11 protein-coding genes are annotated in these 14,168 nt (G+C 71.2%); 7 read left to right on the forward strand and 4 right to left on the reverse strand.

The features are described 5' to 3' along the window. Nucleotides 1-6 precede the first annotated feature (6 nt). The 4 genes from ACZ3II_RS24230 to ACZ3II_RS24245 all read right to left on the reverse strand — a co-directional run bounded on the left by ACZ3II_RS24230 (nt 7) and on the right by ACZ3II_RS24245 (nt 4,308). On the reverse strand, nt 7-474 hold the full coding sequence (locus ACZ3II_RS24230) for a hypothetical protein (protein ID WP_465519997.1): 468 nt from the start codon (nt 472-474) through the stop codon (nt 7-9). An 82-nt stretch (nt 475-556) separates the two neighbouring features. Next, a complete protein-coding gene (locus ACZ3II_RS24235; RefSeq protein WP_465519998.1) occupies nt 557-1,048 on the reverse strand; it encodes a hypothetical protein in 492 nt (163 codons plus the stop codon). 82 nt (nt 1,049-1,130) lie between these two features. Next, the gene (locus ACZ3II_RS24240; RefSeq protein ID WP_465519999.1) at nt 1,131-2,366 is read right to left on the reverse strand and encodes a glycosyltransferase family 4 protein; all 1,236 of its coding nucleotides are present in this window, start codon (nt 2,364-2,366) and stop codon (nt 1,131-1,133) included. 76 nt (nt 2,367-2,442) lie between these two features. Next, the gene (locus ACZ3II_RS24245; protein ID WP_465520000.1) at nt 2,443-4,308 is read right to left on the reverse strand and encodes an amylo-alpha-1,6-glucosidase; all 1,866 of its coding nucleotides are present in this window, start codon (nt 4,306-4,308) and stop codon (nt 2,443-2,445) included. 203 nt (nt 4,309-4,511) lie between these two features. Between ACZ3II_RS24245 and glgX the strand changes: the two genes are divergently transcribed. The 7 genes from glgX (at nt 4,512) to ACZ3II_RS24280 (ending at nt 14,160) form a co-directional block, all read left to right on the forward strand. After that, entirely contained in the window at nt 4,512-6,623 is a 2,112-nt protein-coding gene (glgX, locus tag ACZ3II_RS24250) for a glycogen debranching protein GlgX (RefSeq protein ID WP_465520001.1), read from the forward strand. After that, entirely contained in the window at nt 6,623-8,890 is a 2,268-nt protein-coding gene (gene treY, locus ACZ3II_RS24255; RefSeq protein ID WP_465520002.1) for a malto-oligosyltrehalose synthase, read from the forward strand. Before glgX ends, treY begins: the two co-directional genes overlap by 1 nt. Then, nucleotides 8,887-10,614 carry a malto-oligosyltrehalose trehalohydrolase gene (gene treZ / locus ACZ3II_RS24260; RefSeq protein ID WP_465520003.1) on the forward strand — a complete coding sequence of 576 codons (1,728 nt, stop codon included), beginning with the start codon at nt 8,887-8,889 and terminating at the stop codon, nt 10,612-10,614. Before treY ends, treZ begins: the two co-directional genes overlap by 4 nt. Before the next feature lie 220 nt (nt 10,615-10,834). Next, the gene (yidD, locus tag ACZ3II_RS24265; RefSeq protein WP_465520264.1) at nt 10,835-11,092 is read left to right on the forward strand and encodes a membrane protein insertion efficiency factor YidD; all 258 of its coding nucleotides are present in this window, start codon (nt 10,835-10,837) and stop codon (nt 11,090-11,092) included. Between the two features lie 45 nt (nt 11,093-11,137). Beyond that, nucleotides 11,138-12,322 carry a transporter substrate-binding domain-containing protein gene (locus ACZ3II_RS24270; protein ID WP_465520004.1) on the forward strand — a complete coding sequence of 395 codons (1,185 nt, stop codon included), beginning with the start codon at nt 11,138-11,140 and terminating at the stop codon, nt 12,320-12,322. Beyond that, nucleotides 12,319-13,356 carry a hypothetical protein gene (locus ACZ3II_RS24275; RefSeq protein ID WP_465520005.1) on the forward strand — a complete coding sequence of 346 codons (1,038 nt, stop codon included), beginning with the start codon at nt 12,319-12,321 and terminating at the stop codon, nt 13,354-13,356. The genes ACZ3II_RS24270 and ACZ3II_RS24275 overlap by 4 nt, the downstream gene beginning before the upstream one ends. Before the next feature lie 81 nt (nt 13,357-13,437). Beyond that, on the forward strand, nt 13,438-14,160 hold the full coding sequence (locus tag ACZ3II_RS24280) for a PP2C family protein-serine/threonine phosphatase (RefSeq protein ID WP_465520006.1): 723 nt from the start codon (nt 13,438-13,440) through the stop codon (nt 14,158-14,160). Nucleotides 14,161-14,168 lie beyond the last annotated feature (8 nt).

Raw genomic sequence — 14,168 nt, forward strand, 5'->3', positions numbered from 1 at the left:
CGGGCGTCAGTCCGTCGGATCGGTGACCGTGACCGAGAACTCGCCCCAGCCGTCGGTCGCCTCGACGCGCAGGTGGACGGGATCGCCCGAGAGATCCTTGCGGGCGTGGAGCACCAGGTGGTCCCAACCGGGCGCCGGGGCGACCGTCTCCACCGCCCACCCGTCGCGCTCGGCGGCCTGCCGGAAGAACGCTGCGGCCTCGGCGGCGTGCTCCTCACCGGCGGTGCTCCGGGTGAAGGCGGGCGGCCGATCGGCCTCGGTGAACCCGTTGACGGTCCGTGAGGCGTTCGCGACCGCCCGGTCCCCGTTGCAGTCGGGACTTGCCTGCTCACCTCGCCAGCCGGCCGGAAGCTGATCGAGCACGGTCTGGGTGACCATCTGTTCGGCCCGATCCCGGCACTTCTCGAGACGATCCTTGAGGCGTTCCTGGTCCCAATAGGCATAACCGAGTCCGCCCGAGACCAGCAGAGTCATCGCGAGCAAGGTGGGAAAGGGCCGGCGCATCCTCGCAAATTAACAAACCGCCGCCATTCCCACCGCCCCGCAACGGGACCGGTCAGGGGCAGGGGCCGCCCGAGTTCGCCGGTTCGGTGATCAAGACCTCGACATGGTCGGCGTCGGAGGTGGAGACGCGCAGGTGGACCGGGTCGCCGTCGAGGTTCTTCGCGGCGCAGAGCAGGGCCGGGTAGCGGGCGGGCGTGGCGTCGACGGTCCAGCCGTCCTGTTCGGCGGCCCGCCGGTAGAAATCGGCTGCCGTGACGGAGGGCTTCTCGGCGCGGTTGACGGTGTACCGGCTCGCCTGGGCCAGCGCGCCCTTGCCGGTGTCCAGGTAGCGGACGGCATGAGCGGAGCCCCGGTCCGCGTCGCATCCGCCGCTGGGCCGGTCGCCCTGCCAGCCGTCCGGTGCGGTGTGGAGCACGGGGAGCGCCGTCAGCTCCGCGGAACGCCGCGTGCAATCCGCCGGGCCCTGCTGTCTCCACCAGGCATAGCCGGATCCGGCCGCGACGATCAGGACGATCGCGAGCAGCGTGGGGTACGGACGGCGCATGCCCCGCAAGCTAACAGCAACGCCGCACCGCCACGACCCCGGTGACGGCGGGACGGTGCTTCCCCCGTACCCCGCAAGGTTGTCACCTGTGGGAGGGGATGCGGGCGAGGACGTGCTCGGCCTCGCGGGAGACGCGGCCGGCGTCGTGGGCGCGGGCGCCGGCGTAGACGGCGGCGGTCCCGGCGGCGATGGCCGGCCAGTTGAAGTCGTCGCGGACCCGGTCGCGGGCGCGCAGGGCCAGCGCGCGGGCGTAGTCGCGGTCGGCGAGGACGCTGCCGACCGCCTCGGCCAGCGCGTACGGGTCGCCGGGCGGGAACGTCACGCCGGTCACGCCGTGGTCGACGATCTCGGCGAGACCGCCGGTGGCCGCGACCGCGACCGGGGTGCCGGCCGCCGACGCCTCCAGGGCCACCATGCCGAACGGCTCGTAGATGCTCGGCACCACGTAGCAGTCGGAGGCGCCCATCAGCGCGGTCAGCTCGTGACCGCCGAGGAAACCGGCGAAGCTCACCTCGGGTGAGCCGGCGGCGAGGGCTTCCAGGTCCGCCCGGTACGGGCCGTCGCCGGCGATCACCACGCGCAGCCCCGGGAACCGGTCCCGCAGCGTGGGCAGGGCCTCGAGCAGGAGCTGTACGCCCTTCTCGTAGACGAGCCGGCCGGCGTAGCTGATCAGCGGGCCGTCCCCGGCGTACCGGGTGCGGGCCGCCGCGACCGCCCGCGGCCGGGCCCGCCAGCGCAGCGTGTCGACACCGTTGTAGACCACGTCGACTCGGTCCGCGGGCGTGGCGAACATCCGGGTGATCTCGCGTTTCATGTAGTCCGAGCAGACGATCACGCGATCCGCCTGGTCGGCGAGCCAGCGTTCGATGTCGTCGATGGTGCGGTTGTGGCCGGCCGGCAGGTGGCCCTGGTGCCGGCCGGACTCGGTGGCGTGGATGGTCGCGACCAGCGGCACGTCCAGGTGGTCGCGCACGGTCATCGCGGTGTGCGCGACCAGCCAGTCGTGGGCGTGCACCACGTCGAAACCGCCGGTCCGGCAGGCGCGCAGCGCGGCCCGGGTCAGCGTGTGGTTGAAGGCGACCGCCCAGGCCAGCAGGTTCCCGCCGGTCACCGGGAAGGCGGGCGGGTCGTCCGGGGCACGGACCACCCGGACGCCCTCGCTGTACTCCTCCAGCAGCGCGCCCGGGGTGTGCCGGGTGACCACGGTGACCTCGTGCCCGGCCCGCGCCAGCGTGGTGGCCAGCGCGTGCACGTGCCGGCCCAGGCCACCCACCAGCAGTGGCGGATACTCCCAGCTCAGCATCAAGATCCGGGTCATCGGTCAGTGCCTCCTCGTGCGCCCCGACGGTGTGTGGAGTTCGGGCGGCATGCGCGGCCGAAATCAACACGCTGGTTCACTCGTAGCGCCGTTTCACCCGCAGCACCTCGGCGACGGCGCGGGCCGAGAACGGCGGGCCGGCCGGCGGGTGCGGGGCGTCGCCGCCGGCGGTCTCGCCGATCGAGCCGAGGCCGGCCTCGCTCAGGTGCGCGTCCAGGCCGGTGAGCAGGCCCTCCACCGGCAGGCCGGCGGCGGCGCAGGCGTCGGCGTACGGGCCGATCAGCCAGGTCCAGACGGTGCCCTGGTGGTGGGCGATGTCCAGGCCGGCGGGCTGGCAGGGCTGGTAGCCGTACTCGGCGGTGGCGAGGGTGCGCAGCCCGAGCGGGGTGAGCAGGGCCTCGCCGGCGGCCCGGACGGCGGTCGCCGGGTGGCCGCGCATCGGCGCGTGCGGCAGCGACCAGGCCAGCAGCTGGTGCGGGCGCAGCGACGGGTCGTCGTGGTGCGCCCCGGCGCCGAGCGGATAGATCGCGGCCGGGCCCTCGACGACGTCGTAGAGCCAGCCCTCGGGCGCCGGGAACCGGGACCGGAACGAGGCGTGCGCCAGGGTGTGCCGGGTCCGCGGCTCGGTGTCGTCCCGGCCGGTCTCGGCGAGCAGGTCGCACATCGCGGCCAAGGCGTTCACCCACAGAGCGTTGATCTCCACGGGCTTGCCGGCCCGCGGCACCTCGGGCTCGCCGGGGGCGGCGGGGGACACCCGCAGCAGGCCGTCGGCCGGGTCGATGGCGAGCGGCCCGGTGCCGCCGAGGTGGTGGCGCAGCAGCCGGCCGAGCGGTGCGGCGAGCCGGGCGGCCAGATCCCCGTCACCGGTGCGGGTGACGTGCCGGTCCACCGCGTGCACCAGCCACAGCGAGGCGTCGAGCGCGTCGTGCCGCAGCCACGGCCCGGCCGGGACGGCCATCGCCCGGGTGGCCGCGCGGGTCCGGGCGATCAGCAGCTCACGGCCCTCGTCGGCGCGGCCGGTGTCGAGGAACAGGCCCTCGTACGCGGCCATCGTGTCGGCCAGGTAGCGGCCGTTGCCCGGATAGCCGGAGACCACGTCGGGACCGTCGGCGGCCTGGACGACGAACCGGTCGGCGGCGAGGGCGAGCGTGGCGGCGTACCCCTCCGCCTTGGCCAGGGTGACCAGCCGGTGAGCGCGCTCGCGCTCCGCGGCGATGACCGCGGACGGCGCCGGCGGCTCCTCGGCGAGGTGGCCCGCCCACGCGGAGATCTCGCAGGTCTCGCCGGGGCCGGTCTGCTGGGAGAAGGTCCCGGCGTGCCACAGGTCCTCGACGGAGTCGGTGCGCACGCCGAGGTGCCAGAGCCCGGCGGGCTGCCAGCCGGGACCGTGCAGCCGGTAGGACCGGTCGATCACCACGCCGCCGGCCACCGGCTCGACGCTGAGCGGGGCGTGCGCGGCGCGGCGGGTGGAGTGCGCGGTCCGCCAGGTGCACATCGCGGCGACGGCGAGGCCGACCGGGCCGGGCGCGGCGACGACCCGGTGCACGACGGCGAGCGACGGGTGGCCGTGGCGCATCGCCAGCTCGCGTTCGACGACCACGTCACCGACTCGCCACCGCCAGCGCGGCAGGCCGTCGGCCAGGGTGAACGTCTCCAGGTGCCGGTGCCCGGCCGGATCGGTGGCGCCGGACTCCCAGCGGTGCGTGTACAGCGGGACCTTGGCGCCGGACGGCAGCGTGAGGGTGAGGTCGAGGGACGCCAGCGCGACATGATCGGAAACCGTCAGCAGGGAGTGCTCGCGGCGGGTGCGCACCAGGCTGACCGTGCCGCCGGCATATCCACCGAGACCGTCCGTCACCAGCCACTCCCGGCCGCCTCCGGCATCGGTGGCGAGGGAACCGCAGACCTGCGGCCCGAAGATGATCTGATCATTCCGCGGCACGGTGCCTCAAATGCTCAATTTTTGGGCGCGCTAAACCCCCGGACGGGGAGATATCAGCGGCTAACCGGACAGTCGGGCCGACGTTAGCAAGGAAGTCCGCGAGAATGACCACTGACGCGGCCGGATGGTTAACCCGTCCCTCCGATGGGCAAGCAACCGCCCGCAGGCCGCGATCCTGGACGGCCGAGGGGTAGGAGCACGACATGCAGGTCTGGCCTGGTCACCGGTACCCGCTGGGCGCCACGTACGACGGGACGGGCACGAACTTCGCGATCTTCTCCGAGGTGGCCGAGGCGGTCGAACTGTGTCTGTTCGACCCGTCCGGCAACGAGCGGAAGGTGCTGTTGCACGAGCAGGACGCGTTCGTCTGGCACGCGTACCTGCCGGGGGTGGAGCCGGGACAGCGGTACGGCTACCGGGTCTACGGCCCGTACGAGCCGCACCGGGGACTGCGGTGCAACCCGCACAAGCTGCTGCTCGACCCGTACGCGCGAGCGGTCGACTCGGACATCGACTGGCACCCCTCGCTGTACGCGTACGACTTCAACAACCCGGATCAGATGTCGGAGCTGGACTCGGGGCCGTACATGCCCAAGGGCGTGGTGGTGAACCCGTACTTCGACTGGGGCAACGACCGCCGGCCGGACATCCCGTACCACCACTCGGTGATCTACGAGACCCATGTGAAGGGCCTCACCCAGCGGCACCCGGAGATCCCGCGGGACATGCGCGGCACGTACTCGGCGATCGGCCACCCGGCGATCATCGAGCACCTGAAGAGCCTCGGCGTGACCGCGGTCGAGCTGATGCCGGTGCACTCGTTCGTGCACGACAACCGGCTGCACGACCTGGGCCTGCGCAACTACTGGGGTTACAACACGCTCAGCTTCTTCGCGCCGTACCACGGCTACTCCGCGATGGGCTCGCTCGGCCAGCAGACCCAGGAGTTCCGGGGCATGGTCAAGGCGCTGCACGCGGCCGGCATGGAGGTCATCCTCGACGTGGTCTACAACCACACCGCCGAGGGCAACCACCTGGGGCCGACGCTGTCGCTGAAGGGCATCGACAACCGGACCTACTACCGTCTGGTGGACGATCAGCCGCAGTTCTACATGGACTACACGGGTACGGGTAACAGCCTGAACGTGCGCAGCCCGCAGAGCCTCCAGCTGATCATGGACTCGCTGCGGTACTGGGTGACCGAGATGCACGTCGACGGCTTCCGGTTCGACCTGGCGTCCACCCTGGCCCGCGAGTTCTACGACGTGGACCGGCTCTCGACCTTCTTCGAGGTGGTGCAGCAGGACCCGATCGTCGGCCAGGTGAAGCTGATCGCCGAGCCGTGGGACGTCGGGCCGGGCGGCTACCAGGTCGGCAACTTCCCGCCGAACTGGACCGAGTGGAACGGCAAGTACCGGGACACGGTCCGCGACTTCTGGCGCGGCGAGCCGGCCACCCTGGCCGAGTTCGCGTCCCGGATCACCGGTTCGGCCGACCTCTACCAGGACGACGGGCGCAAGCCGTTCCACTCGATCAACTTCGTGACGGCGCACGACGGGTTCACGCTCAACGACCTGGTCACGTACAACGACAAGCACAACGAGGCCAACGGCGAGGACAACCGGGACGGCGAGAGCCACAACCGGTCCTGGAACTGCGGCATCGAGGGCCCCGCCAAGGACGAGGGGGTCCTGGCGCTGCGGGCCCGGCAGCGGCGCAACTTCCTGGCCACGCTGATGCTCAGCCAGGGCGTGCCGATGATCTCGCACGGCGACGAGATGGGCCGCAGCCAGCAAGGCAACAACAACGCCTACTGCCAGGACAACGAACTCTCCTGGATCGACTGGGAGAACGCCGACGAGCAGCTGCTCGAGTTCACCCGCAAGCTGACCACGTTCCGGCATCGGCACCAGGTGTTCCAGCGCCGCCGGTTCTTCACCGGCCTGCCGGTCACCGCCCGCGGCGGCGGCGACCCGCTGCCGGACCTGGAGTGGTTCACCCCGGACGGCAGGCAGATGGCCGGCGACGACTGGGGCAACGACTTCGGCCGGGCGGTCGCGCTGTTCGTCAACGGCGAGGGCATCCGGGAGCGCGGCCAGTACGGCCAGCGCCACGTGGACAGCTCGTTCCTGCTGTTCTTCAACGCGCACGACGCGCCGCTCGAATTCACCACTCCTCCCGCCGAGTACGGGGAGAAATGGGAGAAGGTCATCGAAACCGCCGACCCGTCGCCCGATAGCCCGTCCGTCGTCGAGGCCGGACACTCGATCTGGGTGCCGGATCGATCCATCATCGTGCTCGACAGGACGGTGTGATGCGACCGAGCAGTACCTACCGAGTCCAGGTCCGCCCCGAATTCCCGCTGAAGGACACCGCCGCGATCGCCGACTATCTCGCCGATCTCGGGGTGAGCCACCTCTACTCGGCGCCGCTGCTGACCGCGGCGCCCGGCTCCCAGCACGGTTACGACGTGGTGGACCACTCGCAGGTCAGCCCGGCTCTCGGTGGCGCCGAGGGGCTGGCGACGCTGCATCAGGCGCTGAAGTCGGCGAACCTGGGCCTGGTCGTCGACATCGTCCCCAACCATGCCGGGGTGGCGGTGCCGCACACCAACCCGACCTGGTGGGACGTCCTGAAGAACGGGCAGGACTCGGAGTTCGCGGGACACTACGACATCGACTGGTCGCGGGGGAGGGTGCTCCTGCCCGTCCTCGCCGACAGCCCGGACGCGCTGGACGATCTGCGGGTCGAGGACGGCGAGCTGCGGTACTTCGACAAGCGGTACCCGATCGCCGACGGCACCGGCGAGGGCAGCCCGCGCGAGGTGCACGATCGGCAGCACTACGAGCTGGTCAACTGGACCCGCGGCGACACCGAGATCAACTACCGGCGGTTCTTCGCCATCACCGACCTGGCCGGGCTGCGGGTCGAGGACCCGGACGTCTTCGCCGCCACCCACGCCGAGATCCTCCGGTGGTACCGCGAGGGCATCGCGCAGGGCATCCGGGTCGACCACCCGGACGGGCTGCGTGACCCCGGCGCCTACTTCGACCGGCTCCGCGACGCCGCCCCGGACGCCTGGCTGGTGGTCGAGAAGATCCTCGAGCCCGGCGAGACGATGCCCGCCTGGCCGGTCGCCGGCACCACCGGGTACGACGCGATGGCCGAGGTCAACGGCGTCTTCGTGGACCCCGGCACGCAAGCCTTCTTCGACACCCTCGACCACTACCTGACCGGCGGCACCACCTCCTGGCAGGACCTGGTGCACCAGGCCAAGCTCGACGTCGCCACCAAGGTGCTGGCGGCCGAACTCGGGCGGCTCACCCGGCTCGTGCCCGAGATCCCCGGCGCGGACAAGGCGCTCGCCGAACTCGCCGCGTGCTTCCCGGTCTACCGCTCGTACCTGCCGGCCGGCAGCCGGCACCTCGCCGTCGCCCGGTCCGAGGCCGGCCGCCGGCGGCCCCAGCTGATCACCGCGCTGGACCAGGTCACCGGCCGGCTGCGCAACCCCGCCGACGAGCTGGCGATCCGGTTCCAGCAGTTCACCGGCGCGGTGATGGCCAAGGGCGTGGAGGACAACGCGTTCTACCGGTGGACCCGGTTCGTGTCCCGCAACGAGGTCGGCAACGACCCGGCGAAGTTCGGCGTCACCGTCGACGAGTTCCACGACTACGCCGGCCGGCGGGCGGCCGAGTGGCCGGACACCATGACGTCGCTGTCCACCCACGACACCAAGCGCGGCGAGGACGTGCGGGCCCGGCTCGCGGTTCTCTCCGAGGTGCCGGGCGACTGGACCGAGGTGGTGCGCCGGTGGGTCCGGTTCGCTCCGCTGCCGGACCCGGCGCTGGCCCATCTGATCTGGCAGGTCGCGGTCGGCGCGTGGCCGGTCTCGCGGGAGCGGCTTCAGGCGTACGCCCAGAAAGCCGCCCGGGAAGCCGGAACCGGAACGTCCTGGATCAAGCCGGACGAGGGTTTCGAGTCGGCGCTGCGGCAGATGATCGACAAGATCTACGACGACCCGGCCCTGCACCGCGAGGTCGCCGACTTCGCCGCGTCGATCACCCCGCCCGGCTGGTCGAACTCGCTCGGCCAGAAACTCGTGCAGCTCACCATGCCCGGCGTCCCCGACGTCTACCAGGGCACCGAGCTGTGGGACGACTCGCTCGTCGACCCGGACAACCGACGCCCGGTCGACTTCGCCGAGCGTCGCGCGCTGCTCAGCCGCATCGACGACGGCTGGCTGCCCCCGGTCGACGCCACCGGCGCGGCCAAACTGCTGGTCACCAGCCGGATCCTGCGGCTGCGCCGGCAGCGCCCGGAGCTGTTCGCCGGGTACCGCCCGGTCTACGCCGAGGGCCGCTCCTCCGAACACGTGACCGCCTTCGACCGGGGCGGGGTGGTCGCGGTCGCCACCCGCCTGCCGGTGGGATTGTCACGGCACGGCGGTTGGGGGGACACCGCGCTGTCACTCGACGGACACAGTTGGACGGAAGTGTTCACGAACACCGGCTACGGTGGGAATCGTCTGACGGTGGCCGAGCTGCTGCACACCTATCCCGTCGCTCTCCTGGTGAAAGAATGACTCTGTTCTCGGTATGGGCGCCGGAAAAGCCCGTCAAGCTCCGTCTGGGCGACCGGGACTTCGCGATGGAGTCCGGCGAGGACGGATGGTGGCACGTCGACGTCCCCGAGCCGGACGTCCTCGACTACGGTTTCGTCCTGCCCGACCAGGCGAAACCGCTGCCCGACCCGCGGTCGGCCTGGCAGCCGGACGGCGTGCACGGCCTGAGCCGGGTCTACGACCACTCCGCGTTCGCCTGGACCGACCAGGGGTGGACCGGCCGGCAGCTGCCCGGCTCGGTGCTCTACGAGCTGCACATCGGCACGTTCACCCCGCAAGGCACCTTCGACTCCGCGATCGAGCGGCTGGACCACCTTGTCGACCTCGGTGTCGACCTGGTCGAGCTGCTGCCGGTCAACGCGTTCAACGGCACCTACAACTGGGGTTACGACGGGGTCTGCTGGTTCGCCCCGCACGAGGCGTACGGCGGCCCCGACGGCCTGAAACGGTTCGTCGACGCGGCCCACGCCAAGGGCCTCGGCGTGGTGCTCGACGTGGTCTACAACCACTTCGGGCCGAGCGGGGCGTACGCGCCGATGTTCGCGCCCTACCTGAGCGCCGGCAGCAACGCCTGGGGCAGCGCCGTCAACCTGGACGGGCCCGGCTCCGACGAGGTCCGCCGCTACATCGTGGACAGCGTGCTGATGTGGCTGCGCGACTACCACATCGACGGCCTGCGGCTGGACGCCGTGCACGCGCTGCACGACGAGGGCGCCGTCCACCTGCTCGAGCAGATGGCGGCCGAGGTCGAGACGCTCTCCACCCGGTTGCGCCGGCCGCTCTCGCTGATCGCCGAGTCCGACCTGAACGACCCGAAACTGATCACCCCGAGAGAAGCCGGGGGGTACGGGCTGCACGCCCAGTGGGACGACGACGTCCACCACGCCCTGCACACCCTGCTCACCGGGGAACGACAGGGCTACTACGGGGACTTCGGGTCGCTGGACTGTCTGCGTACCGTCCTGGAAGGCGCCTTCTTCCACGCCGGCACCTGGTCGTCGTTCCGCAACCGGCGGCACGGCCGCCCGGTCGACCGGCAGCGCACCCCCGGCCACCGGTTCGTCACCTTCCTGCAGAACCACGACCAGATCGGCAACCGGGCGATCGGCGACCGGCTCACCGCCACCCTCTCGCCCGGCCTGCTCAAGGTCGGCGCCACCCTGCTGCTGACCTCGCCGTTCACCCCGATGCTCTTCATGGGCGAGGAGTGGGCCGCCAGCAGCCCCTGGCAATATTTCACCTCCCACCCCGAGCCCGACCTGGCCGCCGCCGTGCAGAACGGGCGGCGCAAGGAGTTCGCCGCGCACGGCTGGGCCGAGGCCGAGGTGCCCGACCCGCAGGACCCGGCGACCTTCGAGCGGTCCAAGCTGGACTGGTCCGAGCTCGGCAAACCGGGTCACGCCGAGATGCTCGACCTGCACCGCAGGCTGATCAGGCTGCGCCGGGACACGCCCGGACTGAGCGACCCGTGGCTGCACAAGGTCGAGGTGTGGCACGGCGACCAGCACGTGGTGATCCGGCGCGGGCCGACCGTCGTCGCGGCGAACCTCGCCGAGACGCCGCAGACGGTCAGCGTGCGGGCGCTGCCCCGGTCGGTGCTGCTGGCCACCTCACCCGGCGTGATCGTCGAACGGGACCGGCTGGTGCTGCCCCCGGAGAGCGCGGCGGTGGTCTCGGTCCGCTGACCCCGACAGCGTGTGGATTTCGGGCGCGCATAGCGGCCGAAATCCACACGCTGACATGGCGGCCTCGCGCCCGTCCGTCATCATGTGATCCGTGAGCGTGTGGAAGTCGCGGAAGCGGAAGAAAAAGAAGAAGTCCAGCTCCTGCGATCCGGGTTGTGACGCCCTCCCGGATTGTGACTGCGACATCCCGGGATGCGACTGCTTCTCGCTGAGCATGATGATGCGGTTCACGGCGCTGTTCGCCGGCGCCCGCGCGCGGGGATCCTTCGGCGAGCGCGCCGTGACGCGCGCCATCCGTGGTTACCGCGTGGTCTCGCCACGTCTGCCCACCCGATGCCGCTACCAGCCCACCTGCAGCGCTTACGCGCTGCAGGCCATCGACCGGCACGGGCTCGCCGCCGGCTTGCGGCTGACCGCCGGGCGCCTGGCACGATGCCGTCCGGGCGTCCCCTACGGTACGGGGGATCCCGTTCCCTGAGATTGTCGTGCACGATGACCTGTCTGGGGACGGAAGGACAGGTGGATGGGCGATCACGACAACGACGACGAGACGGCATGGCGGCCGGCGCCGCAGCCGGCGTCGTGGCGGTTGCCCCGGCAGCTCGCGCCGGAGCTGATCCGGATGCTGCTGCGCACCCCGCCACCGCCGCCGCCCGGCGCGCCCGAGGCGACCGCCGAGGAGATCGCCTCGGCCAACATCGTCCAGCAGGACGTGATCGAGGAGGTCATCTCCGAGGTCGAGCGGGAGATGGTCGCCGACCGGGAGTACCGGTTCAAGGCCTGGCGGCTGGCCGGGCTGGGGCTGCTCATCGTGCTGACCCTCGCGGTGGCGCTGGGGCGGCTGCTGGTCGGTGGGCCGCCGTCGGTGGCCGAGCTGCGCTCGCAGGCGGGTGTCGACTCGTGGCCGGTGCTGCGGATCGGGGTCAAGGACGACCAGTACGGCACCGCCTATTACGACCCGCGCGAGAAGATGTGGTCGGGCTTCGACATCGACATCGCGTACATGATCGCTGAGGATCTCGGGTTCCGCCGTGACGACGTCCGGTTCTACGGCCTGGAGAGCGAGGACCGGGCCCGGATGCAGGCCGCCGACCCGACCACCGGCGAGCGGGTGCCGGTCCAGCTGGTGATCGCCAGTTACAGCATCACGACGGACCGGAAGAACGCGGGCGTACGGTTCTCCCAGCCCTACCTGTACACCGAGCAGTCGGTGCTCACGCTGAAGGGCCATCGCCCCGTCTCCGCACTGCAGGACCTGGAGAACCAGCGGGTCTGCACCCTCTCCACCTCGACCAGCCAGACCGCGCTGGACAAGGCCAAGGCGAAGGTGACCCAGAAGAACCGGGTCCGGGAGTGCTTCGCCGCGCTGGACAAGGGCGACGTGGAGGCGATCAGCACCGACGCGGCGATCCTGGCCGGCTGGAAGCACGAGTTCCCCGACAAGTACGAGCACTGGGACCTGGGCCTGGAGTCCAACGAGCGGTGGGGCGTCAACGTCGGTGAGAACCCGGCCCTGGAGACGCTCGTCAACCTGACCCTGTACCGCTCCTCCGCCGACCCGGAGGACAGCCGGTGGGAGGAGGCGTTCGAGAACAACCTCCAGGTCGAGGTCGCCGACAACGGGAACACCCCGATCGCCGTCGGGGAACAGCCGCGGGTGGAACGGCCCGAGGTGGGCTTCCTGCCGTGGGAGGACCCGCTCGGATGAGCGACTTCGAGATCCACAGCGGGACGGTGTCCAAGGAACGGCTGCCCCGGCAGCGCTACCGGGCCGAACTCAACTGGCTCCTCGCCGTCCTCCCCGGGTTCCCGCTGCTGCTGCTCGTGCTGCGGCTGTGGTACCTGAGCCGGCAGGACCTGCCGACGATGCTGCTGCTGGTGCAGTACATCAACCCGCTCGGCATGCTCGGCGCGCTGTTCATCACGCTGAGCTGGACCATCCCGGCGGCCATCCTGCTGATCCGGGTGCTCGGCGGGATCGCGCTGGTCAGTGCGCCCGGGCGGACCGCCACGTCGTTCCTCGCGGTGGCCGCGCTGCGAATGCCCGGCTGGGTCGTGGTGATCGCCGTCGGGATCGCGGCCTTCACCTGGCAGCTGCGCATGCTGCCGCTGCTGATGATGCTGGTGGTGGCGATCCTCGGGCTGACCGCGGTGCAGGGCGAACAGGCCGAACCGTGGGTGATGCGGTGGATCACGCTGGGCGTGCCGATCCTGACCGCGATCCTGGTGTGGATCTTCGTGTGGCCGGGAGTGGTCGCCGCGGTCCGGGCCGGGGAGTACGCGACAGCCGTACTCCTGGCAGCTCCTCCGCTCTTCGGCGCCGTTCTCACCGGGCCCGTCCCGGAACGCTGGGCCCGGATCGCCACCCAGTGGCCGGCCGTCGCGGTCGCCTTCGCCCTGCCGTTCATGGTCGGCGTCGCCTTCCTGCGCGCGCCCGTCCTGCCGGACAGCGCCATCGAGGTGGCCGCCGAGGGCGAGGCGGTCACGGTGGTCCGCGGCCAGCTCATCGCCGTCGACGACACCTCCACCACGATGCTGAAGCCCACCGGTGAGGTCATCTTCATCCCCAACGGCCAGGTCAGGTCGAAGACGCTGTGCCCGCAGGCGGACAGCACCCCGCACAGTGGCCTGACGGTCCGCGGCTGGCCCGTCGAGGCCCCGGCGCTGGAGTGGATCGCGCCGACCAGGCCGGTGGCCGAAATCGATCCGAGGTGCCTCGGACGGCCGCTTGACCGGCGTTGAGTGTATTTTCAGCAACGACATGTGCGACATGCCGCCCACCACGTGCAGACAGGCTGGCGCCGACCTGGCAGGCTGCACGCCATGACCTTGCACCTCCGGTGGGCGGCCGTCACCGACCAAGGACACGTCCGGAGCAACAACGAGGACTGTCACTTCGCCGGTGACCAGCTCCTCGTCGTCGCCGACGGCATGGGCGGCATGGCCGCCGGTGATCTGGCCAGCCGGATCGCCATCGAAGCCATGGTCTCGCTCAACGCGTTCATCCCCACCGATCACCAGATGGACGCCCTGCACCGGGCCCTCGAGCTCGCCAACGGCCGGATCGCCGAGCAGGTGGCCGCCGACCCGTCCCTGCAGGGCATGGGCACCACGCTGACGGCGGTGGTCTTCAACGGCGAGCGCGCGGCCATGGCCCACGTCGGCGACTCCCGGGCCTACCTGCTGCGCGCCGGCCGGCTCAACCAGCTCACCAAGGACGACACGTACGTCCAGATGCTCGTCGACCAGGGCCTGATCAAGCCCGAGGAGGCGGCCGCCCACCCTCGGCGCGCCGTCGTCACCCGGGTCCTGCAGGGCGAGCCGGTCACCCCCGCCTACGTCATCGTGGAGCCGCAGCGCGGCGACCGCTGGCTGCTGTGCAGCGACGGTCTCACCGGTGTGGTCGCAGACCCTATCCTCGAGGAAGAACTGCGCACCATCCCCGATCCCAAGTCCTGCGCGGAGCGGCTGATCGATCTCGCCCTGCGCGGCGGCGGGCCGGACAACGTCACGGTGATCGTCGCCGACGTGACCTCCGGGGACTGAGCAGGTAT

The organism is Actinoplanes sp. NPDC019969, assembly GCF_055562375.1.

What these genes read in the sequence shown, in the direction of transcription:
- ACZ3II_RS24240 (WP_465519999.1), bottom strand. Translation starts at nt 2,366, where the DNA reads ATGACCCGGATCTTGATGCTGAGCTGGGAGTATCCGCCACTGCTGGTG.
- treZ (WP_465520003.1), top strand. Translation starts at nt 8,887, where the DNA reads ATGACTCTGTTCTCGGTATGGGCGCCGGAAAAGCCCGTCAAGCTCCGT.
- ACZ3II_RS24235 (WP_465519998.1), bottom strand. Translation starts at nt 1,048, where the DNA reads ATGCGCCGTCCGTACCCCACGCTGCTCGCGATCGTCCTGATCGTCGCG.
- ACZ3II_RS24280 (WP_465520006.1), top strand. Translation starts at nt 13,438, where the DNA reads ATGACCTTGCACCTCCGGTGGGCGGCCGTCACCGACCAAGGACACGTC.
- yidD (WP_465520264.1), top strand. Translation starts at nt 10,835, where the DNA reads ATGCGGTTCACGGCGCTGTTCGCCGGCGCCCGCGCGCGGGGATCCTTC.
- ACZ3II_RS24275 (WP_465520005.1), top strand. Translation starts at nt 12,319, where the DNA reads ATGAGCGACTTCGAGATCCACAGCGGGACGGTGTCCAAGGAACGGCTG.
- ACZ3II_RS24270 (WP_465520004.1), top strand. Translation starts at nt 11,138, where the DNA reads ATGGGCGATCACGACAACGACGACGAGACGGCATGGCGGCCGGCGCCG.
- glgX (WP_465520001.1), top strand. Translation starts at nt 4,512, where the DNA reads ATGCAGGTCTGGCCTGGTCACCGGTACCCGCTGGGCGCCACGTACGAC.
- ACZ3II_RS24230 (WP_465519997.1), bottom strand. Translation starts at nt 474, where the DNA reads ATGACTCTGCTGGTCTCGGGCGGACTCGGTTATGCCTATTGGGACCAG.
- treY (WP_465520002.1), top strand. Translation starts at nt 6,623, where the DNA reads ATGCGACCGAGCAGTACCTACCGAGTCCAGGTCCGCCCCGAATTCCCG.